The organism is Pararhizobium sp. O133, from assembly GCF_051669845.1.
In the GTDB taxonomy this organism is placed as follows: Bacteria; Pseudomonadota; Alphaproteobacteria; order Rhizobiales; family Rhizobiaceae; genus Pararhizobium.
The window spans coordinates 403,017-428,926 of the sequence record NZ_CP196427.1; the positions used below are offsets into that span (position 1 = coordinate 403,017).

Annotated in this window: 19 protein-coding genes; 5 read left to right on the forward strand and 14 right to left on the reverse strand. The window is 60.7% G+C overall.

Annotated elements, in window-relative coordinates; genetic code table 11:
- Positions 1-208: 208 nt before the first annotated feature.
- The 4 genes from ACST81_RS24310 to repA form a co-directional block, all read right to left on the reverse strand.
- Positions 209-553 carry a hypothetical protein gene (locus ACST81_RS24310; protein ID WP_438754006.1) on the reverse strand — a complete coding sequence of 115 codons (345 nt, stop codon included), beginning with the start codon at positions 551-553 and terminating at the stop codon, positions 209-211.
- A gap of 770 nt (positions 554-1,323) precedes the next feature.
- Positions 1,324-2,586: a plasmid replication protein RepC gene (gene repC, locus ACST81_RS24315; RefSeq protein WP_438754008.1), complete on the reverse strand. Its 1,263-nt coding sequence runs from the start codon at positions 2,584-2,586 to the stop codon at positions 1,324-1,326.
- A gap of 236 nt (positions 2,587-2,822) precedes the next feature.
- Positions 2,823-3,869 (reverse strand): plasmid partitioning protein RepB, encoded by a 1,047-nt coding sequence (gene repB, locus ACST81_RS24320; RefSeq protein ID WP_438754010.1) that lies wholly within the window; start codon positions 3,867-3,869, stop codon positions 2,823-2,825.
- Positions 3,869-5,080 (reverse strand): plasmid partitioning protein RepA, encoded by a 1,212-nt coding sequence (gene repA / locus ACST81_RS24325; RefSeq protein ID WP_438754011.1) that lies wholly within the window; start codon positions 5,078-5,080, stop codon positions 3,869-3,871. Before repA ends, repB begins: the two co-directional genes overlap by 1 nt.
- A gap of 452 nt (positions 5,081-5,532) precedes the next feature.
- Here repA and ACST81_RS24330 point away from each other — a divergent pair, with 452 nt between their 5' ends.
- The gene (locus ACST81_RS24330) at positions 5,533-5,799 is read left to right on the forward strand and encodes a WGR domain-containing protein (RefSeq protein ID WP_438754013.1); all 267 of its coding nucleotides are present in this window, start codon (positions 5,533-5,535) and stop codon (positions 5,797-5,799) included.
- A gap of 309 nt (positions 5,800-6,108) precedes the next feature.
- Positions 6,109-8,598, forward strand: coding sequence for a DNA translocase FtsK (locus ACST81_RS24335; RefSeq protein ID WP_438754014.1), 2,490 nt, complete (start codon positions 6,109-6,111; stop codon positions 8,596-8,598).
- A 272-nt stretch (positions 8,599-8,870) separates the two neighbouring features.
- On the opposite strand, the gene ACST81_RS24340 is transcribed toward ACST81_RS24335, so the two are convergent.
- Positions 8,871-9,386: an acyl-CoA thioesterase gene (locus ACST81_RS24340; RefSeq protein ID WP_438754015.1), complete on the reverse strand. Its 516-nt coding sequence runs from the start codon at positions 9,384-9,386 to the stop codon at positions 8,871-8,873.
- Positions 9,387-9,492: 106 nt separating this feature from the next.
- Positions 9,493-10,386 carry a DMT family transporter gene (locus ACST81_RS24345; RefSeq protein ID WP_438754017.1) on the reverse strand — a complete coding sequence of 298 codons (894 nt, stop codon included), beginning with the start codon at positions 10,384-10,386 and terminating at the stop codon, positions 9,493-9,495.
- 162 nt (positions 10,387-10,548) lie between these two features.
- On the opposite strand from ACST81_RS24345, the gene ACST81_RS24350 reads away from it, so the two are divergent.
- Positions 10,549-11,439 (forward strand): LysR family transcriptional regulator, encoded by an 891-nt coding sequence (locus tag ACST81_RS24350; protein ID WP_438754018.1) that lies wholly within the window; start codon positions 10,549-10,551, stop codon positions 11,437-11,439.
- Positions 11,440-11,504: 65 nt separating this feature from the next.
- Here ACST81_RS24350 and ACST81_RS24355 read toward each other — a convergent pair whose 3' ends face one another.
- Positions 11,505-14,534 carry a calcium-binding protein gene (locus ACST81_RS24355; RefSeq protein ID WP_438754020.1) on the reverse strand — a complete coding sequence of 1,010 codons (3,030 nt, stop codon included), beginning with the start codon at positions 14,532-14,534 and terminating at the stop codon, positions 11,505-11,507.
- Positions 14,535-15,029: 495 nt separating this feature from the next.
- Between ACST81_RS24355 and ACST81_RS24360 the strand changes: the two genes are divergently transcribed.
- Positions 15,030-15,656 (forward strand): DUF922 domain-containing Zn-dependent protease, encoded by a 627-nt coding sequence (locus ACST81_RS24360; RefSeq protein ID WP_438754021.1) that lies wholly within the window; start codon positions 15,030-15,032, stop codon positions 15,654-15,656.
- 181 nt (positions 15,657-15,837) lie between these two features.
- On the opposite strand, the gene ACST81_RS24365 is transcribed toward ACST81_RS24360, so the two are convergent.
- The 4 genes from ACST81_RS24365 to ACST81_RS24380 all read right to left on the reverse strand — a co-directional run bounded on the left by ACST81_RS24365 (position 15,838) and on the right by ACST81_RS24380 (position 21,152).
- Positions 15,838-16,647, reverse strand: coding sequence for an inositol monophosphatase family protein (locus ACST81_RS24365; protein ID WP_438754022.1), 810 nt, complete (start codon positions 16,645-16,647; stop codon positions 15,838-15,840).
- 31 nt (positions 16,648-16,678) lie between these two features.
- Positions 16,679-17,740 (reverse strand): ABC transporter ATP-binding protein, encoded by a 1,062-nt coding sequence (locus tag ACST81_RS24370; RefSeq protein WP_438754024.1) that lies wholly within the window; start codon positions 17,738-17,740, stop codon positions 16,679-16,681.
- Positions 17,737-19,968, reverse strand: coding sequence for an ABC transporter permease (locus ACST81_RS24375; protein WP_438754026.1), 2,232 nt, complete (start codon positions 19,966-19,968; stop codon positions 17,737-17,739). The genes ACST81_RS24370 and ACST81_RS24375 overlap by 4 nt, the downstream gene beginning before the upstream one ends.
- Before the next feature lie 155 nt (positions 19,969-20,123).
- Positions 20,124-21,152: an ABC transporter substrate-binding protein gene (locus tag ACST81_RS24380; protein ID WP_438754028.1), complete on the reverse strand. Its 1,029-nt coding sequence runs from the start codon at positions 21,150-21,152 to the stop codon at positions 20,124-20,126.
- 194 nt (positions 21,153-21,346) lie between these two features.
- On the opposite strand from ACST81_RS24380, the gene ACST81_RS24385 reads away from it, so the two are divergent.
- Positions 21,347-22,351 carry a LacI family DNA-binding transcriptional regulator gene (locus tag ACST81_RS24385; RefSeq protein WP_438754030.1) on the forward strand — a complete coding sequence of 335 codons (1,005 nt, stop codon included), beginning with the start codon at positions 21,347-21,349 and terminating at the stop codon, positions 22,349-22,351.
- Between the two features lie 15 nt (positions 22,352-22,366).
- Here the strand turns inward: ACST81_RS24385 and ACST81_RS24390 are convergent, their stop codons facing one another.
- From ACST81_RS24390 to ACST81_RS24400, 3 genes are read right to left on the reverse strand one after another with little or no spacing between them, the layout of a single operon-like run.
- Positions 22,367-23,350, reverse strand: coding sequence for an ABC transporter permease (locus ACST81_RS24390; protein WP_438754032.1), 984 nt, complete (start codon positions 23,348-23,350; stop codon positions 22,367-22,369).
- The gene (locus tag ACST81_RS24395) at positions 23,347-24,327 is read right to left on the reverse strand and encodes an ABC transporter permease (RefSeq protein ID WP_438754033.1); all 981 of its coding nucleotides are present in this window, start codon (positions 24,325-24,327) and stop codon (positions 23,347-23,349) included. Before ACST81_RS24395 ends, ACST81_RS24390 begins: the two co-directional genes overlap by 4 nt.
- Positions 24,324-25,874, reverse strand: a complete 1,551-nt coding sequence (locus ACST81_RS24400) for a sugar ABC transporter ATP-binding protein (RefSeq protein WP_438754035.1) — start codon at positions 25,872-25,874, stop codon at positions 24,324-24,326. The genes ACST81_RS24395 and ACST81_RS24400 overlap by 4 nt, the downstream gene beginning before the upstream one ends.
- Between the last annotated feature and the right edge of the window lie 36 nt (positions 25,875-25,910).

The following is a 25,910-nucleotide window of genomic DNA, read 5'->3' on the forward strand; positions in this document are numbered from 1 at the left end:
ATGCCCATCAGATCCTGACCGATCTTTCAACAAGGTCCCGAGAGATGTGGAGGAGAAAATGCGCCAAGGTTTCGTACCGCGGCGTTGCCGATCAAACTGCTGATCCGACCCCGGCAGACTTGGCGCGTATGCGGCCGTGCGCTACCAACCTCTAATCAGATCGCGATCCTCCCCGATCCTACTGAAACAACGGGTGCAAGCAAGCGACCTATGTACGACCAGATTGCCAGGCATCCGTGATCTTTTTGGCCTGCTCCGCCCGTTCTTCGGCCGTGCTTAACGAAACACCAGCAATATTCGGGATCTCCTGCCGCACCTCGTCCATAACCGCATATGTCGTGGCATCGACCGCGTCGGCCAGTTCGGCGGGCGTCTCCGAACGCAATTGCGCGTAGCGACGCTGAACTTCAGCCATCGGAATATGGCCGGCAATCCAGTCTTCCACCCAGCCGAGAAACCGCGGATGATTTTCCACTGGCAAACCCAAGGCTTCCTTCGCCGCGACCGATCGAAACCACAAGGTTCTGCGCTTGTTCGGGTTCCAGTCTATCATTCGGCTTCTCCATCCTTCGGGTCCGTCAAGAGACTTTCTCCCGACATTCGCAATCGCGCCGTCTCCACATAGTCTACAGCCCTGCGTGCCTTCGTCGCATTCAACGCAGCAAGTATTGGCTCGAAGTTACGGTGCGGTGATCGCGCCCGGGTTTTCGAGTGCTTGCTCATGCTCATATGCCTCCCGCCAGCGGATTTTAGCGGAAGAAGGGGCTGTATGGCATTCATCTATTTTAAGCCCATCTGTCCCGAAACTTGCGGTGAAACGATGAGAAAGCCACGCCAATGAATTCGGGCCTCTTTGTCGGCCCGCTGGGGTAACAGCTGTTACCCTGCAACGTCTGGCAATCGACGTCGTGATCATATAACCCCAGACAAGATCCGCTTCCACTGTATGGGAGAATCAGCGAGCTCGGGAAAAGGTTCACGGGTGGAGCGTTCGCATGGTGTAGCTCGACCACGAACTCGCAAAAGCTCGCCGACGAACAGCCGACCGGTGGCGCTATGGGCTTTCTCATTTCCATGCCGGCGAGCGGCCATCATTGGTTGTGGCGCGATTTCAGATCCTCGGCATTGACCAGTAAAGCGCGACATAGGACGTCCGGTTACAGGAGAAGATAAGCCTCGGGCCGGAGCGGGCGTGTCCACGATTTTTTCAGCCCGTCGTATCAACTTACTCCCGTCCGGGCGTTGCTCCCGTTCGAGGCGGGTTTGGGGACATCCCACCACGAACGAACGCCATTCCAAGAAGAGGTGGCAACCGTTGTGTCGCTACGAACTCCCATATCGGCTGTCAGCAAGACCAAACAAACTCCGCTCAAGATTCAGTTGACCTTCAACCGCACGATCGATCATCGCTCGGAAATAACCGCCGGGTTTCGAAATCTGGTCGGGATCCCGGATCGATTTTTCCAGAACAGTCGCCAAGATCGCGGCAGCCGCGTAAATGCCGACACGTTTTTGCCCATCTGCCCACCCGGCCTCCGATAGTCCGATCATCCGGCGGAGGTTTTCACCGGAACGCCCAAGCGCGGACCAAGAGTCAAATTGAACCGCAATCATGGCCTGTGTCTCGGGGCAGGCGGACTGGAGGAGACCGACGGACACGGAGCCAAGAACTTCGCTCTGGATAATATTCACATCCCGAACATCCTGCCCCATCAGACCTTTCCTGGCACCCTCAGCTTCGGCAGGCTTTTTTTCGAAAGCCTTTTCGGCCGCATAGCGGCCGCTTGATGTAATTTTGTCCCGCTCGATAGAGCGGGTCCGTTTTGTGTTACCACCATAAAAGGAATCTTGGGTTGTATTAATATAAGGGCTGACATCCATGTCACCCTCGGCTGACATATTAAACGGAACCTGTTCCGAGGGGAGTTTGTGCGTCACCTGTTGATGCAGGTCACGGACAGTCTCTGCTCGGACGACGTTCGGCTGGCCGATGGCCAGAATAGCCGCCAACTCGGTTCTCACACCTTCCGTTTCTGCCGGAAATGCGGTGCACATATCTTCGATCGTCCGCGACAGGCGGGCAATGTCGCGTCTGGCGGCGAGTTCTGCGTTCAACCGTACCTGATATTGCTCGACCGCCTGCTTTAACTCGTCCAATCGTACGCGTGCCGGTGTGAAATCAATTCCGAACCCCGCGACCACCTCACCGATGTCATTACGATAAACAAACCGACGACCGGTGGAACTGTCCCGATAGGCCGCGATGCCGGCTTCCACGAGCCGGCGGATGCAGCGGATCACCGTGCGCTCAGAACGCATCGTATATTCCGCAAGCTTCGCGTTCGAAATCGCCACCACGGGGCGTGCCGCGCCCTTCCAGTCATCGGCCCGCGATAGACCGAGAAGGATATCCATGACATGATAGGTCGTGCCGTCGATGCCGAGAACAGGCGCCGCCTTTTTCAAGAGCAGCGCTATTTCAGACTTGGTCGTGTCCGGCACATCGTTCGCCATCGCCAGGCGCGCGCTGGCGACAATTCCGGGGGTGACGCGTCTGAAGGACGCCACAGAGGCTTCTTGGGTCATAGCTATCCCGCTGCGAATCCGAAGAAACGCAGTTCCAATCGTTCGATTTCGCGGGAGCCGTCGGATGCGGGGCGTAAAAAATCGGTCCCCGTTGATTGCAGAGACTTGATTAACACCCTCGTCCGTCTTAGAATCAGATCGTTACAGCTGATGTTGACGGTTCACATGTGGTCCGTTGGCTCGTGGTTTAAGGGTTTGCCGATTGCAGTCGGTAGACCCTTTTCCATTTCTGGCGATCATGTCATCGCAGAATCCTTTCCCTGTTTTTGCTGAAACTCCTCGACAAGTTCGGGCAGCCGTTGCAGCAGCCAGTCCGAGAGGCCGGGAAGGCGATTATCGGGAATTGAAATGCGGGTGGAATTGTCCGCCCGCTTGGCGGCAATGATGATACCGTGCGCAACCGAAACCTCGACCAGATCCGGCTTGCGTTTTGACGTCTGATCGAAAGCGTCGAGCACAAGACTGAAGCGCTGGTCGCTGTCGCTTTCCAACCAGGCGGCGGAGGCTGTCAGGTCCTTGAGCGTTTCCGACTGGCGGGCGCTCAGTTTCCGGTCATGGATCAGAGCGCCCAGTTTTTCCCATTTCGGGCGACCGATGGAGGAGGCGGGGCCGATCTGACGGATCAGCGCATCGGGGATCAGCGATGCCGTATTCGTCAGGATCGAAATATAGGCGAGGCGCTGCCCCTCCTTGCGGCCGAGCGCATCGGAGATCGTCTCCCGGGAATAGCCGCGCTCCTTCAGCTTCAGGGCAAAAAGCGCCTGCTCGATAAAGGACAGGTTGAGGCGTTCGGAATTTTCGATGCCTTGCGAGATGACAAGTTCTTCGTCGCTCAGGTCGCGGACGATCGCCTTGACCGGACGCTTGAGGATCTGGCAGGCGCGCAGGCGCCGATGCCCATAGGCCGCCTGATAGTGACCGGGCTTGCTGGGCAGCGGACGCACCAGGATCGGCAGCTTTTGCCCCGCTTCCCGGATACTTTCGACGAAAGCCTGAAACCCATTATCGCCTTCAATGTCCAGGCGGTCATTCACGAAGGACGGGATGATCCGCTCCGGATCGAGTTCGATGATCGATTCTGACGACAGCAATTGGTCATGCAGCCGTTTGTTCTCGTCCTCGATCGAGACGAAGGCACGGTCCATCGACTTGACCGCCGCCGAACCAACGCGTCTTTTCTCCGCTTCGGAAGGGGAGGGGGCTGCCTGCTTGTTGAGCGCTTCCGGATCGACATTGCCGAACAGGCTCTTCATTCGCAGGTTTCGTTCTTTCGGATTGACCATTACCGACCCCACACGTCCTTGATGTGAAGAAAGATTTCACGGTTGACCGAGTCGACGGATTCAAGAGCCCGGCTCAGCGTATCACGCCCGACGCTTCCCCTCGAAAGTTCATAGAGACTCTTCTTCTCGAGACCAGCGCTGGCGATCGCGGTCGTTTCGACGACGGCCGGTGCCAGCACATCTTCCTTGAAGAGGGAGCGCAGCAAGGTGACGACATTCACCTGCGGGCTGTCATTCGGATTGTGTCGGGTGATGACGTAGCGGATGAAATCATGGCTGAGCGTGCCGCCACGCTCTTCTATCACGCCCATCAGATCGCTCATCATCGCAAGAAACTGGTTCATGCTCGCTACGTCGATCATCGCGGGATGAATGGTGATCAAAAGACCGGTCGCAGCACAGAGCGCACCAAGGGTAAGATAACCAAGCTGCGGCGGCGCATCGATCAGTACGATATCGTAATCCGCTTCGACCTCGCTGATGACAGCCGAAAGCCGGCGGAAGAAAATCCTGTCGCCGCGACCGTAGCCGTCCGCGATCGCCTGTGGCGTCTCGTGCTCGTACTCCATCAGTTCCAAGTTCGCCGGGATAAGATCAATCCCTTCGAAATAGGTTTTGCGGATCACCTCCTGAATAGGCCGGCGTCGATCGTCGTAGCGGATGGCCGCATAAACGGTCTCGTTCTCATCAACGTCGAATTCAGGCTGATAGCCGAACATCGCAGACAGTGAAGCCTGCGGATCGAGGTCGATAGCAAGCACGCGCAGGCCCTGGATTGCGAGATAATGCGCCAAGTGCAGCGTCGTCGTCGTCTTGGCAGATCCGCCCTTGAAATTGGCGACGGTGATGACCTGCAGTTTTTCGCCTTCCCGACGGCGCGGGAAGAAATCGAGTGCCTCGGCGGGGCGCTTCTGGGCTAGATGCTCGCGAATCTGGTTGATCTGCAACAGCGTGTAAATGCGCCGGCCGTTATCCTGCCGCTCGGGAATGGCGCTCTCGCCATCCAGCGACATTTGCCGCAAGGTCGATTCCGCGATACCAAGCATCGCTGCGACTTCGCGCGACGTAAAGGTCTTCAGGGACTTTGCGTCCTCGGGCTCGTAGAGCCGTTCGCGGATCGACTGGAGTTGCGCGGACAGCAATTGCGACTGCCGACTGATCTTCGTTGCCGAAGATTCCACAGGTTCGATATGCTGCTTGCTGGCTTTCATTTTCCCTCACGACGGATTTTTCGTGATCGTCAGTGGTTTTCCGTCGAGGGAACCATTGACCGATTCCCGACTTTCGTCAAACGGTCTTGGTAAACGGCCTTTTGCCCCTAACGGCGGCATCCTGCCTATAAGAATCAGAAAAAATCATAAATTACCTAATAAATCAAATATTTAGATAGCTTTCCGGCATCGGTACCGATTATCCATCGCAGGCGATTCATCCCACAAAAATCTTCCGCGGTTGCGGGGGCCGCATTGCGATTCGCCCCGACTCGTAACCGCATGCCCAATAAACATTGTGCGATTCGTATCCGTGTCGCTTGCTACCCGCTCATAAGGATGGAGAATTGCAGTCCTATCGTGACACTTCCATCACGAACATGAATCGACGCGGCCTGATCGATTCATAAGTCTCGTTGGACGCCGACGGCGGAATTTCCGATTCTGTCGGCATGATCACGCAGCCTTATCACCTCTATATCGAACGATCCGACGCCTCGAAAAACATGGCGCGCTACTATGTCCTGGAGATTTCCGCGACCCTCTTCGGAGAGGTCTGCCTCATTCGCTCCTGGGGTCGGATCGGCAAGCGTGGGCAGAGCAAGATCCACCATTTTTCCCGCGAAAAGGAAGCGGTGGACCTCTTCCTCGCCCTCATGCGCAGCAAGCGCGCACGCGGTTATCGTCCATGCCCGACACCCATCCCGGCAAGTACCTGAGTGAAGAAACCAAAACGACGAATTTTTTCAGGAAAAGCACGCCTTGAACTGCAAAAATCCGGGCGAAACAGGCCAAAAGCGGCATTTTTCGCTTTCTGCGCTCCGTCCTGACCTCCCTTCGAGCCCATGGAAGTGTGCGAAAAGGGGTCGCTGGAAAGGGGCGATTAACCTTTATTTTCTATTGAAGAGAGGTGTGCCCATTGCCCGTGAATTTTGAGTGAGCAGGTGACTATGCGTCTTTCCCGAACGAACTTTTCGAACAGCTTCGATAACACGGGAGAACAGCCCGCAGATCCGGAAAACCAGCAGATGAAGGCAGAACTGCAGCGTCGCATCTATGGCGCACCGAACGCGAACCCTCTCGATATTTCATCTCATGTCGCCACCGATACGGATGCGATGGCTGCCAGTGAAATCGAGGGCAGGGATGATGCGCCGGTCTGGCAGAGCGCCTTCGTGCTGGGTCCGAACGTCCGCTTCACCCGAACACCGGAAAGCGTCTATTCCAAGCGCCCAGCAGTGGATCACAAGGAAGAGCTTGAGGCTCCGGTTGTTGCTGCGGTCGAGCAGCCTGAAGTTATCGACACAGTACCAGTTGCAGAAGTCCCTGCCGTCGACGATGCGATGCCCGCCTATGGCATTCAGGCTCTGTCACTGAGGCTAATGCGTGAAATGAGCGCCGCCGCGGCAGCCCGCATGGAAAAGACCGTTCCGGGTTATGAACCACCAGTGACCGCGGACGTCGATCTCGCATGCTTCCCGGTAGAGCAGGCCGTCATTGAAGTGCCTGTCGCTCTCGCCGCCACAACGATTGCCGAATCGCAGCCGACCTTCTCATTCCATGTCTCCGATCACGTCTTCTGGGATGCGATGGACATGGATGCCGACATGGAGCTTCTCGCTCCGATTTCCAACTGGAAGGCGCCTGAAGTCCGGATCGCGGCCAATTCGGTGACCGCGCTCTATCGCGAAATCGGAATCCGGCCCGCGGGCGCATCAGCCTTGCCGACGCCGAAGATCGCGCCGCCGACACCAGCATTGAGAGTGCCAATCCGCCCCGCACGGGACATCAAGCCGTTCGCGGGCGTAGTAGCACCCGTCAGGCCCGCCATTCAGCCGAAACTGCCCGTTGCCCCCGTCGTGCCGACACCGACGCCTGTGGTAGCAGTTGCCCCGGTACCGATCCCGGCTCCCCGGATCGAAGCTCCCGCGACCCCTGTCCACGTGCCTGTCATGGCAGGAGAAGGCGCATATGTCTTCCCGCCCGTCGACTTGCTACAGGAGCCATGCGTCCAGGAAACCGCCGTCATCACCCAGGAGGCGCTGGAACAGAGCGCCGGGCTTCTTGAAAGCGTGCTGGAGGATTTTGGTATTCGCGGCGAGATCATCGATGTCCGCCCCGGCCCGGTCGTAACGCTCTATGAGTTCGAGCCGGCACCGGGCGTCAAATCTTCCCGCGTCATCGGCCTTTCCGACGATATCGCCCGGTCGATGTCGGCGCTGTCGGCCCGTGTCGCGGTCGTTCCCGGCCGCAACGTCATCGGTATCGAACTGCCGAACCCGGTGCGCGAAACCGTCTATTTCCGCGAACTGATCGAATCGGAAAACTACGGCGAGACCCGTTTCAAGCTGGCGCTGTGCCTCGGCAAGACCATCGGCGGCGAGCCCGTCGTCGCCGAGCTTGCGAAGATGCCGCATCTGCTGGTCGCCGGCACGACCGGTTCCGGCAAATCGGTCGCCATCAACACGATGATCCTGTCGCTGCTTTATCGGCTGAAGCCGGAAGAGTGCAGGTTGATCATGGTCGATCCAAAGATGCTGGAGCTCTCCGTTTATGACGGTATTCCGCACCTGCTGACGCCCGTCGTGACCGATCCGAAGAAGGCGGTCATGGCGCTGAAATGGGCCGTGCGCGAGATGGAAGACCGGTACCGCAAGATGTCGCGTCTCGGTGTGCGCAATATCGATGGTTACAATGCCCGCGCGGCAATGGCACGCGACAAGGGTGAGACGATCCTCTGCAGCGTCCAGACCGGGTTCGACCGCTCGACAGGCGAGCCCGTCTACGAGCAGGAGGAAATGGACCTCGCGCCGATGCCCTATATCGTCATCATCGTCGACGAGATGGCCGACCTGATGATGGTCGCCGGCAAGGAGATCGAAGGCGCCATCCAGCGGCTGGCCCAGATGGCCCGCGCCGCCGGCATCCATCTGATCATGGCGACGCAGCGTCCGTCTGTCGATGTCATCACCGGCACCATCAAGGCCAACTTCCCGACCCGCATCTCCTTCCAGGTCACCTCGAAAATCGATAGCCGCACGATCCTGGGCGAACAGGGTGCCGAGCACCTGCTGGGGCAGGGGGACATGCTGCACATGGTCGGCGGCGGCCGCATCGCTCGCGTCCATGGTCCCTTCGTCTCGGATGAGGAAGTCGAGAAGGTCGTCGCCCACCTGAAGACGCAAGGCCGGCCGGAATATCTCGGCACCGTCACCGAAGATGCGGAAGAGGCCGAAGAAGCGGTCGAGGAAGACAGCGCCGTGTTCGACAAGGGCGCGATGGCCGAGGAAGATGGCAACGACCTCTACGACAAGGCCGTCAAAGTCGTGCTGCGCGACAAGAAGTGCTCGACCTCCTATATCCAGCGCCGTCTGTCGATCGGCTACAACAAAGCCGCCTCGCTGGTCGAGCGGATGGAGCGGGAAGGGCTGGTCGGAGCCGCCAACCATGTCGGCAAACGCGCGATCCTGTCCGGCGGGCGCGAAACCGCGGAACTGCCGGTGGGCGACGACGAGTAATTTCAGCCAATTTCATCAATTATTTCGGTGACTTACAGCGCTACGCGTCATATGTGGCACACGGCGTTGTAGTAATTCATACCCGTCGCATAATTTCATCCTTGAACTGATGCCGGTTTAAGGAATTATGCAGTAAAGCCCCGATTTGCGTTTGGCCTATTGCTTTCGCCCAGAGGCAAACGTTTGCACTTACAAAATTTCCATCTCTTACCTTCGCGGTTGTCCCGTCTTCCTACACAGTTTCCAAGTGCTCTGGATGGGCTGGGGTAAACCTATTCGTTCGGCGCGGCCGGATCTTTTCCGGTGGTACTGACATGTTCCATGCGCCGGGCAAATTCCCGCCGTAATGCGCGCCGCAGTTCGGCGGCTTCGTTTCGGCGAACTTCGATGAGATCCAGACATTCGAGTTGGGGAACGGCGACCGGGCGGCCGGTATCATCGACAGCGACCATGGTGAAATAGCAGGAATTGGTGTGGCGCTTCGTTCCAGACCGGATATTTTCCGCCTCTACCCGGATGCCGACCTCCATCGAGGTCCGGCCGGTATGGTTGATGGACGCCCGGAAGGTGACCAGTTCGCCGACATTGATCGGCTCCTTGAACACGACCTGATCGACGGACAGCGTCACCGCATATTGCTTGGAATAGCGCGACGCGCAGGAGAAGGCGACGCGATCAAGCAGGTTGAGCAGTGCGCCACCGTGAACCTTGCCGCTGAAATTCGCCATGTCCGGCGTCATCAGCACCGTCATTTCGAGATGGCGGGATTTGGACTCCGTGCTTTCCATGTGCCTGCTTTCGTTCCCCGTTATGTCAGCCGCCAGAAGCGGCGCCGATCCAACCTGACATTCCCGGGTCACAGGTTCAACGCCTCTGCGGCACTGATCCCGGCTTTCAACCGCGCGAGGTCATCCACACACCGACAAGAGTGACCGCCAGACCGAAAAGCATCGCCGCCGTCAGCGGTTCGGAAAACAGCGCCCAGGCCCAGATCATCGTCACCGGTGGGCTCAGATAGATCGCCGCGCTGACCTTGGCGACCGGAAACAGCCGCAGGCTGGTATAATAGACGGCATAGGCGAGGAAGGTCGCGAACAGCACCAGCCAGACCATGCCGATGGCAAAAGCCCCTGTCATCGGCGGCGTGATATTGCCCTGCCACAGCGCGCAGAGGCCGAACAGAGCCGAGCCCGTAAGTGTCTGGATACAGAGGCTCTGGTGAACCGGCATATGCCGCACCCGCCGCCTCTTGTGGAGAACGGACGCGACCGCGAAGATGAGCATCGATCCAACGGTCAGTCCGTAGGCCCAGAGCGGAGCGGCACCGAAGCTCAGACTATCGAAGGAGACGAGCAGGACACCGGCGACGGCAATCGCCGTTCCCAGCCATTGCCGTCGCGTCAGGCGCTCGCCGAGCATCGGCTGCGACAGGCCGGCGATCGCCAGTGGCAAGAGGTCCGAGATCAGCGCGACCAGTCCGGTCGGTACCCGCTGTTCGATCGCCAGCGCAAAACCGCCGAGATAGAGAAAGACCGCCATGACCCCGAACAGCATCTGGTCGCCGACCATCCGCAGGCTGATCCTGGGCCCGATGGCCAGCGCGAACGGCAACAGGATCAGTCCCGAAAGCAGCGTGCGCCAGAACAACACCAGCACGACACTCGCCTCCTGGCTCGCATAGCGAATCCCGACGAAGCCGGAACTCCAGCCGATGATCAGCAGGGTCGCCAAAAGCGGCCAAAGAAACCGGTTGCGGGGGAGGGCAGGGACAAGGGACTGGACGGTCATGGGAGCGGCCTGGGATCGAGAATGCTGATCGTCGGATATCGGTATTGCCAGCTGGACGCACATGACAAATTTCGATGGCAACATGACATGTGGAGAAAATCTGTCATGCGTCCACATATTCCGTGATATTAGGCATCGTGAACGGAAAGGAACGGATCGATCATGGAAGACCTGAAAAACCGGCGGCTGGAAATCGATGCCCTGCGCACGCTCTGCGCCATCCGCCAACACGGCGGGGTGACGCGCGCCGCCACCGCGCTCGGTCTCTCCCAATCCGCCGTCAGCCACAAGATCCGCAGACTGGAGGAGAATCTGGATTGCGAACTGCTCGGCCGCCGCGCCGGCGCGCCGATGTTCACCTCGGCGGGCGAGGACCTGCTCGATTATGCCGGCCGGATCCTCGGCCTGCATGACGAGGCGCTTCTCAGCCTGTCGAAGACACCGCTCGCCGGCCGTCTCGACCTCGGGCTGACGGAGGACACAGCATGCAGCGATCTCGCCCGCATCCTCGGCCGGTTCAAGCGCTTGCACCCGAACGTCTCGGTCCGCACTCGGGTGCGGATGAGCCTCGTCCTGCGCGCCATGCTGGACCGCGGCGAACTCAATGCCGCGATCATCCAGGTTTTCGCGCATGAAGTCCGCCCAACCGACACTGTGCTGTTTCGGGAAAACCTTCACTGGGTAAAACATCCGGACCTGCCGCTGCCCCAGAGCGGCGCGATCCCGTTCCTGTCGTTCGACGATGAATGCTTCTACCGACAATGGGCGCTCGATATTGGCCAGGACGGGGACGTGATTCTCGAAACCGTCTTTGAGTGTTCGAGCGCTGCCGGCATTGTCGCGGCCACCAATGCGGCCATGGGCGTGGCGCTGCTGAGCGACCGCCACTTGCGCGGCGGCATGCAGATCGTCAATACGCGGCTGCCGTCCCCGCCCGCCCTTGCCTATGTCGTCCGCCGCGCCCGCCGGTCGCGAAATCCGGCGCTGGATACGCTGATCAGCGAGATCGAGAACGATATCAGCCGGCTTGGCGGCCTGACGCTGGCAAGTTGAAAACCATATCGAAATGCGCGGCGGCCCCTGCTAATCGGCAGGGGCCGCCGCCCGTTCATTGAGGATCAGACCAGGATGAAATCGCTGGTGCCGAGCGTCGACAGATTGTCGAAGGTGGCGATCAGCACGGCTTCCTTGTCGCCGCCCTTGCCATCGGCATCGAACCAGAGGCGGTGCGCGTCTTTCTCGAACAGGAAGGTCGGGCCGGTCGTTGTGAAATTTGCCTCGTCGGCAAGGACAAGCTTGATCGCCGTCCCCTTGGTGAGACCGAAGCCGATATCGTCGAGACCGATCTTGTCTTCGCCACGCTTGAAGTCGGTGATCTGGTCGCCGCCATCGGTCAGGTAGTTGAACTGGAACGTGTCCTTGCCAGTACCACCGGTCAACAGGTCACCACCCGAGCCACCGTTCAGCGTATCGTCGCCGCCACGCCCCTGCAACACGTCATCCTTGCTGCCGCCCCAGATCCATTCGCTGGCATTCGAACCGCGGATATCGTCATCCTGGCTGGTGCCCCAGATACGCTCGAAATTCTTGGCGGTCAGGCCAAGCGCGAGGCCATCGTTCTGGGTGTTGTCGAGCAGGTCGAGCTTCACCGAACTGTCATAGCCGTAATAGTTGAAGTCCAACGTATCGATGCCGGCGCCGCCATCGAAAACGTCCTTTCCTTTGAAGTCGTTGCGGGTGAACCAGTCGTCGCCCGCACCACCGTTCAACGTATCGCTGCCGGCATCGTCATAGAGGAAGTCATTCCCGGCGCCACCGTTCAGCGTGTCATTGCCTGCATTGCCGCGCAGGACATCATCGCCGGTGCTGCCGGTGACCGTATCGTTGCCCTTGGTGCCGACGAAATCGAGCGATTCCATCCCGGAGAAGGTGGTGGTCGAATTGACGTTGACCGTGCCGGTGGAGAAGGTGAACTTCACGCCCGTCGCCAGCGCCGAAACATCGACATAGACCCGGTCCGTACCGCTGCCGCCAATCGCCGTGTCGCCGCTGTTGATATGGACGAAGTCGTTGCCGGCGCCGGCATCGATCGTGTCGGCATCCGTATCGCCGCTGCTTCCGGCGCCCCAGATCTCATCCGCGCCGTCGCCACCCTTCAGCGTATCGCGACCCTTGCCACCGTAAATCCAATCGTCGCCGCCGAGACCGGTCAGCGTGTCGTTGCCATCGTTGCCATCCAGCGTATCCGAAAGATTGCCGCCGGTGAACTTGTCGGCGCCGCTGCCGCCGGTGATGTCGATGCGCTCGAAATTCTTCAGCGTGACATCGCCGTTGACGAGGGTGGCATTGGCGCTCAGCGTGAAGGTCAGCGCCTTCGTCGTTTCATTGCGGTCAATTTCGGCAAGGTCGGTGCCGCTGCCGCCCTCCGCGACCAGCTTGCCATAGGTGTATCCAAGGCCGGAATTGAGCTCCACGGTATCGTTGCCGGCGCCCAAGTCGAGCGTCGTCGTATCGCCACCCGTATGCGCCTCGAAGATCGACAGATGGACGCTGTCGTCGCCGTCGCCGGCGGAGATGGTGTTGTTGCCGCCGAGGTCGTAGATCAGGTCGTCACCCTTGCCGCCGACAACCTTGTCGTTGCCGAGACCGCTGTCGAGCAGGTCGTCGCCATTGCCGCCATAGAGTTGATCATTGCCGTCATAGGACTTGAACCAGACACTCTGGGCATTGCCTGCCTTGAGAATGTCATCGCCATAGGTGGAGGTGAAGATGTTGAATATTTCCGTATCCGTGGCGAAGGAACCGTTCGACAGCGTTCCCTTGCCGTTGACGACATCGAATGTGTAGTTGACCGTCTGGTAGCTGTACATATCGATATAGACAGTGTCGGTACCCGAGCCGCCATAGATCGAATCCTTGCCCGCACCGGCAAAGATCGTGTCGTTGCCCGCTTCGCCGTAGAGCTTGTCGTTGCCCGAGCCGCCGTCGATGTAGTCGTCGCCGGCACCGGCCTTCACCGTGTCGTCGCCGTCATAGGTGACGATGTGATCCTCGCCGCCGAGTGTAACGATCGTGTTCTTGGCATTGGTGCCGTAGAGATCGTAGTTCTCTATATTGACGATGGTGGAGCCGTCGGAAAGCGTATTGACGACGTTCGAGGCCTTGGCGGTGAAGCTGCCGGTGATATTGCGGATTTCGATCAGGTCGTTGCCGCTGCCCCCATCGACCGTATCCTTGCCGTCGCCGAGCGAGATCAGAATCTGGTCGTCATCCGTGCCGGCATCCACCTTGTTGGTGCCGCTGCCGGTGATGATATAGTCCTCGCCCGCGCCGCCGAGCAGAGTATCGTTACCGTCGCCAGCCCACAAATAGTCGTCGCCGGTGCGTGCATCCAGCAGATCATTGCCGTCGTCGCCGTAAAGCGCGTCATCGCCGCTGCCGCCGGTGATATTGTCGTTGCCGGTGCCGCCCTGGAGGTCGTCGTCGCCATAGCTGCCGGAGAGCCGGTCATCGCCTTCGCCGCCGCGCAGATGGTCGTCGCCCTGGCCGCCGGACAATGTATCCTTGCCGTCGCCGCCGTCCAGAAAGTCATCGCCGCCGTTGCCGTAAAGCTTGTCGGCGCCGGCGTGGCCATTGAACGTGTCGCTCCATCGACCGCCGGTCAGGACGTCGGCAAAATTCGTCGCCGAGATCGTATATTGCTCGATATCTGTGACGGTGAAGCCAAATAGATTGACCGTCTTGGTCGGGTCCTGCACCGTGAAGGTGAGGCCAGCCTTGTTGGATAGCAGGTCCAGTTCGACCGTGTCGATCCCAAGACCGCCATCGATGACGTCGCCCTTCCAGTTGCCCAGCGCCGTCTCGGTGAAGGTGTCATCACCCGATCCCCCACGCATGGTATCGGCGCCTGCGCCGCCCGTGAGAACGTCATCGCCCTGGCCGCCGGAGAGCGTATCGGCGCCGAGACCGCCCGAGAGGGTATCGTCCTGGAAGCTGCCGCTCAGCGTGTCGTTGCCTTCGTCACCCGACAGCGAATCGCGGGCGAAAAGTCCGTAAATCTTGTCATTGCCGCCCAAGCCGTAAATGTAATCCTGATCGAGAGTGCCAGTCAGCGTCTCCGATGCCTGTGTTCCGTATTTTGTAGCCAATTTGCTCACCCATAGCCTGTGTTTCGGAAAACAGCCTTCCCGTGCCGACCGCATCGCGAACCGACGCAAGAGGTGCTGTGTGAACCTTGGAGGTCAGGCCGCCGCGGTTCTGTGACGGATTGCAACCCGTCGTGACCGCATCTGCTCACACGGCGAGACGTGATCCTGTTTCTACGGTAACTGCGCGTTTCATTTTAGCTGCCGGAGGCAGACGGTATTTCGGTAGAAGTCAGGCGAAGATCAGGGTCGCGCCAGTGATATGCGGAATGGCAAAGGCGACAACGAAGGAAGTGTAATATCCAAGATTAAGACAGGACCAGAGTATGATTTGCGAGGTCGGCCAGGGCGTCGTGAACGACGCTCACTCAATTCTCCCAGACAGATCAACAGTTCCTGACAGACCGGCGTGGCGGCTGCAAGGGGCTTACGGTATCGCCGCCTTCTCCATCAGGGATATCGCACGCCGTCGAAACCGTGATAGACCGCCTTCAACCGATGAAGCCCACATTGTCGATTGAGGTTTGCGTGAAAACTGCCGCCCGAGTGTCCATCCTGCTCTGCAGCCTCCTGATTCTCCCGTTTTCAGCCCATGCCGAGTGGCAGGCTGTCGAGAAAGTGCAGACCTATTCCATTCAGGGGAAAACCGGTGCCGAACTCTATACCTCGATAGGTGAACGCGGGCCGGGGACCGGACTTGTTCGTGCCATCGCGCACACCAGTTTCAAGCTGACCTGGACGCGCAAGTACGAACCGCAGGGCGGCGGTTGCACGATCGTTACGAACAAGCCCAAGCTGATCATCACCTATACGCTCCCGAAGCCGACGGGCAAGCTGCCTTCCTCCACCGCTGCCAAGTGGCAGACCTTCATCGCCGGCGTCCAGGCCCATGAGCGCGTGCATGGCGATCACATCAAGGACATGGTCGAGGCGATCGAGGTCATGTCGGTCGGCCTGCACGTGCCCGACGATCCCGGTTGCCGCAAGATCAGGACCGAACTGACGACGCGGCTCGGCGCCCTCTCGCGGGAACAAAGGCAGAAGAGCCGGGATTTCGACAGCGTCGAACTCAGCAATGGTGGTAACGTTCACCAGTTGATCCTCAATCTGATGAATGGCGGTTGACTCCCGCAGCCTCAGAGCGGCACCGACAGGGTCGATATGACATTGTCCATGACGATGAGGTCTTGAAATTTCCGGACATTGTCACGGTCAAGGAACAGCTTGTGCGTCAGCCGCTCTTAATGCGCCATGTCGGCGACGGGGATCGCCGTCTTGGTCGTGGTGGTCTTGTTCTGACCGGGCCTTACAGCCCGGCGATCTTCGCCAGGTCGTCACGGGCGCCGGGCGCGGCGGCCAGCACGGGCGCGCCCTTGGTCAGGCGGTCGCCATCGACGGGGAAGGGGTGGTACCAGCCGCCGGCTTCCTTCACGAGGCAATAGCCGGCAAGGCAGTCCCAGGCATGCATGTAGGGTTCGTAGTAACCGACGAGGCGACCGGCGGCGACATAGGCGAGCATGAGAGCGCCGGAACCGTTGCGGATGAAATTGCCGCCGGCCTCCAACAGGTTCTCGACCATGCGCGCCACGAAAGCCGGCGTCACATAGTTGTTGGCGCCGATGCCGGTGACGGCGTTGCGGATTGTGCGCGAGGGGTCGAGGCTCAGGACCTTGCCGTTCAGCGTCGCTCCCCTTCCGGAAGCGGAGGAATAGAGTTCGTCATGGCACGGCGCGTGGATCACGCCGATCACCGGCTCGCTATTGTGAAGCACGGCGATGGAGACGCACCAGTTCGGCATGCCGTTGACGAAGGGGCTGGTGCCGTCGATGGGATCGACCACCCAGGTATAGCCTGAGGTTCCCTCGATCAGGCCGTATTCCTCGCCGAGAAATCCGTCACTCGGATCGGCTTCGGCAACGCGGGCGCGGATCAGCGTCTCGACCTCGCGGTCGGCGATGGAGACGACGTCCTGCGGGTCGCGCTTGGTTTCGATCACCAGTGTTTCACGCTTGTTGAAATAATCGAGCGCAACGGCGCCCGCTTCCCTGGCGATGGCCTGCGCCAGCGCGAAACGCGCGTCGAGCCCGGAAATCTGCCCGGTAATCTGCGATGTCATGGATGTGGTCCTTCTCTGATCCTTTAGGGCTTCAGCCATTGATGATGGCGATGCCGCGTCCCTTGAAGCCGACGGCGACGGGCGTTGCCGGCGCCAGTGCGCGCTCGACAGCGGGATCGACGACGAACAACCGGCCCGTGCTGGTCTCTACCTCGTATTCCACATGGTCGCCAAGATAGGCGGCATGGGTAATCTTGCCCGGAAAGGCCGCGTTCTCAGCCGGTTCCAGTGTGATTGAGTTCGGCCGGACCGCGAGCGCCGCCTGGCCCGGCCTCGCATTGCGGCTCGGGACGCGGTGCTCGAGCGCGCCGACGCGGATGATGGCGTCCGCGCCCTCGATGCCGATGACATCGCAGGGCACGACATTGGCCTCGCCCATGAAGTCGGCAATGAAGGCGGAGGCGGGTGCCTCATAGAGGTCTCGCGGCGATCCTTCCTGGGCGATGGCGCCATCCTTCATGATGACGATGCGGTCGGAAACGGCGAGCGCCTCGTCCTGGTCATGGGTGACGTAGACGGCGGTAAAGCCGAGCCGCTGCTGCAACTCGCGGATTTCGGTGCGCACTTGACGGCGCAGGCGCGCATCGAGATTGGACAGCGGTTCGTCGAGCAGCAGCACTTGCGGTTCGAGCACGAGCGCGCGGGCCACGGCGACGCGTTGCTGCTGGCCGCCGGAAAGCTCGGCCGGCAGTCTTTGGCCCATGCCAGCAAGACCGACGAGCTTCAGCCCTTCCTCCGCCCGTTCGCGCGCTTCCTTCTTCTTGAGCCCCGACGATTCCAGCCCATAGGCGACATTGTCGAGCGAGGTCATGTGCGGAAACAGCGCGTAGGACTGGAACACCATCGAGACATCGCGCTCGTTGGCCGGCAGCATGGTGACGTCCTTGCCGCCGATCAGGATCTTGCCGCCTGTCGGATGTTCGAGGCCGGCCAGCATGCGCAGGGTCGTCGTCTTGCCGCAGCCGGAAGGGCCGAGCAGCGTGACTAGTTGGCCGGGCTCGATGGTCAGCGACAGATCGTGGATGGCAGTAAAACTGCCGAACTGCTTCCTGATGTTCTGAAAGACGACGGAGCCGGCGCGTGTGTTGATCATGCGGTTTTCTCCTGGGCGAGAGGAATTGATGGGGCGGCAGTCACGCCGGCGACGCGGTTTTCGCGCCGCAGCCTGCGCTCGCCGACAAGAAACTGGAAGCCCGTGATGATGGCGACCATCACGACGATCAACATGGAGGAATAAGCGATCGCCACACCGTATTCGCCGTTCTCGACGAGACCGACAATGTAGGAGGTCGCCATGTTGTATTCGGCGCTGACGAGGAAGATGACGGCGCTGATCGAGGTGATGGCGCGCACGAACGAATAGACCAGCGCCGCCGTGATCGCCGGGCGCAGCAGCGGCAGGATGACCTTGCGGATCGTCCGGAACGAGGTGGCGCGCAGCGTCAGCGAGGCCTCGTCCAGGCTCTTGTCGAGCTGGCTCATCGCCGCCACCCCGCCGCGCACACCGACCGGCATGTTGCGGAAGACGAAGCAGGCAATCAGGATCAGCGCCGTGCCGGTCATTTCCAAGGGCGGCAGGTTGAAGGCCATGATGTAACTGATGCCGATGACCGTGCCGGGGATCGCAAAGCTCATCATCAGCGCGAATTCGAAGACATTGCGGCCGGCGAACTTCTGGCGAACGATCAGGTAGGCGGTGAGCAAGCCCACGGCAGCTGTCAGCGGCGCGGAAATCAGCGCGATCTCCATCGTCGTCCAGAACGAATTCCAGGCAACGCCGGTCCAGGCGATGACGCCATCGCGGAACTCGACCGAGAAGGCCCGTTCGTAGTGGTCCAGTGTCAGCGAATTGTCGAGGCCCCAGGTCTTCACGAAGCCGCCGAACAGGATCATGCCGTAGATCACGATCGTGAACAGCATCCACGGAACGACCAGGGCATGCACGCCGATGGATAGCGGCTTCGGCAGCGCGATATGTGCGCCGCTGTCGCCCTTGCCGGTAACGGTGGCAAAATTCTTGCCCGCGAGCCAGTATCGTTGAGCAAGGAAGGCGGTCAGCGTGAAGCAGAGCAGGATAATGGCGAGCACGGCTGCACGCGACGGATCGTTCTGCGAGCCGACGACGGCAAAGAAGATTTCCGTCGACAGGACGCCGTGGCTGCCGCCGAGCACCAGCGGATTGCCGAAATCGGCCATGCTTTCGATGAAGCCGATCAGGAAGGCGTTGGCGATGCCCGGCTTCATCAACGGCAGCGATACGCGCCAGAAGGTACGCCAGCGATCGGCGCGCAGGGTCTGCGACGCCTCTTCCATCGACGGGCTGACGCCTTCGACGACGCCGATGAGGACGAGGAAGGAGATCGGCGTGAAAGACAGGACCTGCGCGATCCAGATACCGGTCAGGCCATAGAGCCAGCGGCCGGGTTCGATGCCGAACAGGCTGGAAAGCCCTTCGGTAATGACGCCAGCGCGGCCGAAGAGAAGCGTAAGGGCCAAGCCGATGACGAAGGGCGGCGTGATGATCGGCAATACGGTCAAGAGCCGCAGGCCTTTCTTGAACGGGAAGCGGGTGCGCGTAGCGACCAGCGCGAAGGCGAGCCCCATGATGGTCGATCCGCCGGCCGTCATCAGCGCCAGCCACAGCGTGCGCCAGGCGACGCCGCACCGTTCGCCGCCAATCACGCATCCGAGGCTCCAGATCGAGTTGTCCTGGATGTTGCGGGTAAAACCGTCCGGATTGAACGAGCCGTCGAAATCCTGAAAGGCGCCGATCAGCATCGAGCCGACCGGATAGAACACGAAGATGGCGACGAGAAAGACCAGGACGGCGATCGAGGCGACGACGAAGGCATCGCCTTTCATCACCCCGCGCTCGGCAAGCCCGAAGGAAAAAAGGAGAACGAACACAAGCGACAGCAGGATCGCCCCTGCACCCATCGACGGCTGGCCGTCGGCAAGCGCGCCGAACAGGGTCTCGCTGATCGTCCAGGTCCAGCCGGAAAAGCCGATGGCGAGACCCTGCAGGGTCAGGAACAGGATACCCGCGGCGCCTGCCCAGGCGAGCAGCGTTCCCCGCCGCATCGGGTCGCTGACAAACCGCGCGGCGACGGCGACGCCAAGAAGTATCGCGGCAATCGCAAGCCACAAACGGCCAAACCCGAAGATCTGGAGAATGCCGGGGGCAACGGCGGCCTCACCCGGAAAGCCGGCAAGCCAGCCGAAACCGAGAAACCCGCCCTCGATCCTGTACCAGGGAAGAATGAGCAACGCGGCGATGCCGAGCCCAAGGGCAATATCCAGTCTGCGGTTGCGATTGTCCATGACGATCCCCGCGCCTTTTCATGACGTCGATTTGGAATGGGTGGCCGGAAACCACTTCCCGCCTGTGGAGGAACATGGGAGCGGTTTCCGGGCCGGGAGAGGCTGGCGGATCGACCGGGTATCGCGGCTGCGTCCCGGTCCCGCCTCAAAGGCCTTTAATTGGCGCTTGCGCCGACTTCACGGTCCCAGCGCTCAAGCAGTTCCTTGCGCTTGGCCGGGTCGCCATAGGTCTTGAAGTCATAGTCGATCAGCTTGATGTCCTCGAACTTCGGCGCTTCCTCCGGAATCTCGGCCGACTTGTTGGAGGGAAGCTGGAACGACTTGGCATCCTTCATGCGCGACTGTACCTCCGGCTTCAGCGCCCAATCGTACCAGATCTTCGCATTGTCGAGGTTCTTGGCGCCCTTGACGATCGACATCGAGCCGATCTCGTAACCCGTGCCCTCGCAGGGCGCGACCGACTTGACCGGGAAGCCTTCCGCCGTCTGGGCGACCGCATCATGCATGAAGACGATACCGATGGCGGTTTCGCCACGCGCCGCCGCTTTCACCGGCGCCGAACCGGATTTGGTATATTGCGAGATATTGGCGTTGAGCTTCTTCAGATAATCGAACGCCTGGTCTTCGCCCATGATCTGGACGAGAGAGGCAAGCGCCGTATAGGCCGTTCCGGAGGAGTTCGGATTGGCGATCTGGATTTCGCCCTTGAAGGCCGGATCGAGCAGGTCGGCCCAGCATTTGGGCTCCTTGAACCCCTTTGAAGCGAAAATCTCGGTGTTGTAACCCCAGCCGAGCGCACCGGCATAAACGCCGACGGTCTTGTAACCGGCGCTTTCCGCCTGATTCTTCGCCCAATCCTGCAACTGGTCCAGAAGCGGAGACTTATATTCCAGCGTCAGGCCTTCAGATGCGGCCTGCAGATGCGGGTCGCCGGTGCCCGCCCACCAGATGTCGGTCTTCGGATTGCGGGCTTCCGCGCGGATCTTGGCATAGGTCTCGCCCGACGACAGGCGCACCATGTTGACCTTGATATCGTTGGCTTTCTCGAAATCGCCCTTCATCTGCTCGCAGATGACGACGTCGGCCGAGCAGATCAGATTGAGATCACCCGCCGCCTGTGCGCCGAACGCGGTGAGCGTGACACCGGCGGCAAGCGCCGCCGCGGCAATATATGCTGAACCCATGAAACTTCCTCCTGTTGAAGCAGCGCCTCCACGCTGCTCGCTTTTGCAAGCGTGTGCAAATGCTGCATGAGCAGAAACCGGCTGTCAAACTAAATCTTCACAAAACTGTCACATCGGATTACCCGTGCAGATTGATGGCCCCTTGCACGCCATTGCAAAATTGTGCAGATTGCCGGCTGACAGTGGAGAGCAGCGTGTCCCAGAAATTGTTTGTCAGCGCGCAGGAAGTGGCGGAAAAGGCAGGCGTTTCCCGTTCCGCCGTTTCTCGAACATTTACCTCTGGAGCCAGCGTTTCACCGAAGACGCGCCAAAAGGTTCTCGATGCGGCCGAGGCACTCGGCTATCACGTCAATCACTTGGCGCGCGGCCTGATGCGCAACGAGAGCGGTATCGTCTGCCTCATCGTTTCGGAGATTGGCACGCCCTACCGCTCGTCGCTGATCCGCGCCCTGACGCAGCAATTGCAGAATTCCGGCAAGGTGGCGATGCTGATCAACACGGACCGCTCGGACGGCAGCGTCGATCTGGCGCTGCGGCAGGCGATCCGCTACCGGGCCGATGCCTCGATCATCCTCTCCGGCCTGCCGGACAGATCGATCACCGACCTCTGTCTGAAGAACGGGCAGCGGCTGGTGCTGATCAACCGCGACGATGACCGGGAAGGACCGTTGCGGATCAACCTCGACGACACGGAAGCGGCAGCGCGCATCGCCACCGCCTTCGTGCGCGCCGGCTGCAAGCGGCTGGCTTTTGCCAATTCTCAAGCCGGAACGCCCAGCCTGATGGCACGCGAGCGCGGTTTCGTCGCGGCCGCCGCGGCACACGGCATGGAGGTTGTGGTGGAGCGTTTCGGCCATACCGGCTACGAAGCCGGCCGGATCGTCGCCCAACAGCTTCTGACGCGCAAGGAGCGGCCAGACGCTGTCTTCTGCGCCACCGATCTGCTTGCCTGCGGCTTCATGGACGCAGCGCGCCACCAGTTTTCCATGTCCATCCCAGACCAGGTCTGCGTGGCCGGGTTCGACGATATCGAGCAGGCTTCCTGGTTATCCTATCAGTTGACGACGTTCGCGCAGCCGGTTGATACGATCGCCCGCGAAGCGGTTTCCTGGCTGGTCGAGGATGGAGCTGCACCGGAAAGCCGGTCGCTGCGCCTGCATGCCGACCTCGTCTGGCGAACATCGATCCGGGGCGGCTGACGTGTGGCGGCTTTCTCAACGATTGGCCGGACTGCGGCCATAGAGCAGCAGCATGGCGATGATGACGGCGCCGTAGATGATCTGCCGCCCGGCTTCCGGCATCTGCATGACGGACAGGATCGACTGGAGCAGCGTGATGAGGATGACGCCGGCGACGGTGCCGAGATAGGAGCCCCGGCCGCCAAGGATCGACGTGCCGCCGAGAACGACAGCAGCAATTGAAGGCAGCAGGTAGGTGTCACCCATCGATTGCGCCGCCTTCGAGGCATAACCGGCCAGCAGCGCGCCGCCGAAGGCGCTGAGCGCGCCGGAAGCGACGAAGGCGATCAGCACGATCCGGCGGGTGTTGATGCCGGAAAGATAGGCCGCCCGCTCGCGGTTGCCGATGCCATAGACGGAGCGGCCGAAGGTCGTACGGGTGAGGACAAAGACGGCGGCGGCGCCGACGATCGCCCAGATCAATACGGCATTAGGCACGCCCGGCAGGAGAAAACCGGTCGCCAGATAACGCATGGCCGACGTGGCGGAATCCTGCGGCGAGAAGCCGCCGGTATAGACCACCATCAGCCCCTGCGCGACGGCGTTGGTTGCGAGCGTGATGATCATTGAGGGGATGCGCAGATAGGCGACGCCGATCCCGTTTGCGAGCCCGATCGCCATGCCGCAAAGGATGCCGAAGGGAATGGCGAGAATTTCGCCCGCAGGGCCATAGGCCGCAGCCGCACAGGCCATCATGCCGCCGACGGCCACCGACCACGGAACCGAAAGATCGATCTGGCCAAGCAGGATGACGATCATCATGCCCGTGGCGATGACGCCAAGGAAGGAAGCGACCTTCAATTGCTGCAGCAGATATTCCGGCGACAGGAAACTCGTCGAATAGAAGCTGCCGATCACGAGAAGAAGAATGATGCAGGCAAATGCCGTTGTTATGGCCGGGTCCAGGCGTCGTAGCAGTTTCGGTGGGGTCATCGGCTGTTCCCGTGTCGTGTCGCTCATCCGAACCACTCCAGGCGATTGCGGACGCGGAACAATCCGAACGCTCCAAGGCTGACGGCGACCAGCAATACCACGCCCTGGAACAGAGGTTGCCAGAGCGGGTCGAAGTCGAAGACGAACAGCAGGTCGCCGATCGTGCGAAACGCCAGCGCGCCGAAGATCGCTCCGACGGCGCTGCCCCTGCCGCCGAACAGCGAAACACCGCCCAGCACGACCGAGGCGATCGAAAACAGCGTATAGGCGTTGCCGCTGGCGAGCGCCGCCTCGCCGGTATAGGTGAAGAAGGTGAGAAACAGTCCGCCGATCGAGGCAAGAAGGCCCGAAAGCGTATAGGCCATGAATTTGGCGCGGCGGATGGGAACGCCGGACATATAGGCGGCGACCTCCGAGGAGCCCGACGCATAGGCCGCCCGCCCCAGGACGGACCGACTGAACGGCACCCAGATGACGAGAACGACGACGACCAGTGCAACGAGGCTCGACGGGATCAACCCGAACATCCGCCCGGTCATCATGTCGGCGAGATCTTCGTTCACCGAGCCGCCCGGAAAGGGTCGCAATAGAAGCGCGATGCCGAAGAACACCGCGCCGGTGGCGATGGTCGCGACGATCGGCTGCAGCCGGCCGTAGATGACGATCAGCCCGTTCAAGGCACCGCAGGCAAGGCCGGTTGCAAGCACCGCAACAACGCCGAAGGCTGTTTCGAGCGGCGTGCCCACCACCAGCCAGGAGGCGAGCGCGTTGGTCAGGATGAAGATCATGCCGACCGAAAGATCGATCCCAGCGGTGATCACCACCAGGGTCTGCGCCATGGCGACGAAGGCAAGCAGAACGCCCTTGTTGGCCGCCGTCTGGACGACGTTGGCCGTCAGCCCGGCCGGATGGTTGGAGACATAGATGACGAACATGAACAGGAAAATGCCGACTGCCATCAGCGTGCCGCGCTGTTCGTTCAGTCCGTAGCGCCATTCGTTCATGCCGCTGTCTCCATTGTCTTGCTCTCGACATTGAGCGCGCTGGCGATCAGCGCATGCTGGGTGATGCCGTCGCCCGCCAGTTCCCGCACGATGCTGCCATCATAAAGGACCAATACGCGATCGCAGCAGCCGATCAGTTCATCATAATCGGTCGAATAGAACAGGATGGCTGCGCCCGCATCGGCAAGGCGGCGCAGCAACTGGTAAAGCTCATGCTTGGTACCGACATCGATGCCACGCGTCGGATCGTTGAGCAAAATGATCCGCGGCTGGCGCATCAGCCATTTGGCGATGACCACCTTCTGCTGGTTGCCGCCGGACAGCGCCCCGACCGGGACATTGATGCCATCACTCTTGATCGCGAGCAGCTTGACCATCTCGTCGATCAGCCGCGTTTCTTTATCGCGATCGATGACACCGCCGCTGGAAATGCGGTCGAGAACCGCGAAGGACAGGTTCTCCCGCACTGTCATCGGCAGCATCAGTCCCTCGGTCTTGCGGTCCTCGGGAATCAGCGCCATGCCGACCTCCTCCGTGCTCGCCGCTGCCGGGCTCTCCAGCGGAACAGGTTTCCCATCCACCAGAACCGACCCTGTCGTGCCGCGCAACACGCCGAACAAGGCGAGCAGCAATTCACGCTGTCCCTGCCCGTCGAGGCCGCCAAGGCCGACGACCTCTCCCTTGCCGACGGTGAACGAAATATCACGCAGGCTGTCGGTCCAGCCGAGGTTCCGGCATTCGAGCGCCGGTGGCCTTGCATCGACCCGCCGGTCCGGCTTCGCCGGAAAGGCGCTCGAATATTCGCGGCCGATCATCATCTCGACGATCTCGCCGTCGCTGCGCGTGCCGGCGGCAAAGCTCAGGACATTGCGACCGTTGCGGAACACGGTGCACTGGTCGGCGAGTTCGGCGATCTCGTGCATGCGATGGGAAATGTAGAGCAGCGCCAAGCCTTCGGAACGCAGTCGCTTCAACACGGAAAACACCTTGGCGACATCGGCTGCGGTGAGGGCGGACGTGCCCTCGTCGAGGATCAGGATTCGTGGCTTCCAAGCCAGCGCCTTGGCGATCTCGACCAATTGCCGGCGCGACAGGGGCAGGTCCTTGACCAGGGCACGAGGATGCACGTCATCGGCGCCCGCTCGGGCCAGTGCTTCCTCGGCGATGCGGCGCTGGGCCGGCCGATCGATCAGGCCGAAGCGGCGCGGCGGGTTGGAGATGCTGATATTGTCGGCGACGCTGAGATCGGGGATCAGCGACAGTTCCTGGAACACGCAGGTGACCCCGGCGGCCGATGCCTCGGCGGGCGACCGGAAACTGACGGGTCGCCCCTCCAAGAGCATGCGGCCTTCATCCGGCGCAACGACGCCGGCCATGATCTTGATCAGGGTGGATTTGCCGGCGCCGTTTTCGCCGAGAATGGCATGAATGCGGCCAGCCTCCACCGTCAGTTCGGCATTTTCCAGCGCGCGGACGCCGCCATACCGCTTCGACACGCCGTCCATCCGGAAAAGCGGCTGGGCCGCCTGTGGGTCTGATATGGTCATGAAGGTCCTCAGGTCGGGTTTTCACGTGTCGCGCTC

Bases quoted from the DNA above. Each gene is read 5' to 3' on its own strand.
- ACST81_RS24350 (WP_438754018.1), top strand. From the start codon at position 10,549: ATGGAAGACCTGAAAAACCGGCGGCTGGAAATCGATGCCCTGCGCACG.
- ACST81_RS24380 (WP_438754028.1), bottom strand. From the start codon at position 21,152: ATGGGTTCAGCATATATTGCCGCGGCGGCGCTTGCCGCCGGTGTCACG.
- ACST81_RS24335 (WP_438754014.1), top strand. From the start codon at position 6,109: ATGAAGGCAGAACTGCAGCGTCGCATCTATGGCGCACCGAACGCGAAC.
- ACST81_RS24370 (WP_438754024.1), bottom strand. From the start codon at position 17,740: ATGATCAACACACGCGCCGGCTCCGTCGTCTTTCAGAACATCAGGAAG.
- ACST81_RS24365 (WP_438754022.1), bottom strand. From the start codon at position 16,647: ATGACATCGCAGATTACCGGGCAGATTTCCGGGCTCGACGCGCGTTTC.
- ACST81_RS24400 (WP_438754035.1), bottom strand. From the start codon at position 25,874: ATGACCATATCAGACCCACAGGCGGCCCAGCCGCTTTTCCGGATGGAC.
- ACST81_RS24340 (WP_438754015.1), bottom strand. From the start codon at position 9,386: ATGGAAAGCACGGAGTCCAAATCCCGCCATCTCGAAATGACGGTGCTG.
- ACST81_RS24390 (WP_438754032.1), bottom strand. From the start codon at position 23,350: ATGAGCGACACGACACGGGAACAGCCGATGACCCCACCGAAACTGCTA.
- ACST81_RS24395 (WP_438754033.1), bottom strand. From the start codon at position 24,327: ATGAACGAATGGCGCTACGGACTGAACGAACAGCGCGGCACGCTGATG.
- repC (WP_438754008.1), bottom strand. From the start codon at position 2,586: ATGACCCAAGAAGCCTCTGTGGCGTCCTTCAGACGCGTCACCCCCGGA.
- repB (WP_438754010.1), bottom strand. From the start codon at position 3,869: ATGGTCAATCCGAAAGAACGAAACCTGCGAATGAAGAGCCTGTTCGGC.
- ACST81_RS24310 (WP_438754006.1), bottom strand. From the start codon at position 553: ATGATAGACTGGAACCCGAACAAGCGCAGAACCTTGTGGTTTCGATCG.
- ACST81_RS24360 (WP_438754021.1), top strand. From the start codon at position 15,030: ATGAAGCCCACATTGTCGATTGAGGTTTGCGTGAAAACTGCCGCCCGA.
- ACST81_RS24330 (WP_438754013.1), top strand. From the start codon at position 5,533: ATGATCACGCAGCCTTATCACCTCTATATCGAACGATCCGACGCCTCG.
- ACST81_RS24375 (WP_438754026.1), bottom strand. From the start codon at position 19,968: ATGGACAATCGCAACCGCAGACTGGATATTGCCCTTGGGCTCGGCATC.
- ACST81_RS24345 (WP_438754017.1), bottom strand. From the start codon at position 10,386: ATGACCGTCCAGTCCCTTGTCCCTGCCCTCCCCCGCAACCGGTTTCTT.
- repA (WP_438754011.1), bottom strand. From the start codon at position 5,080: ATGAAAGCCAGCAAGCAGCATATCGAACCTGTGGAATCTTCGGCAACG.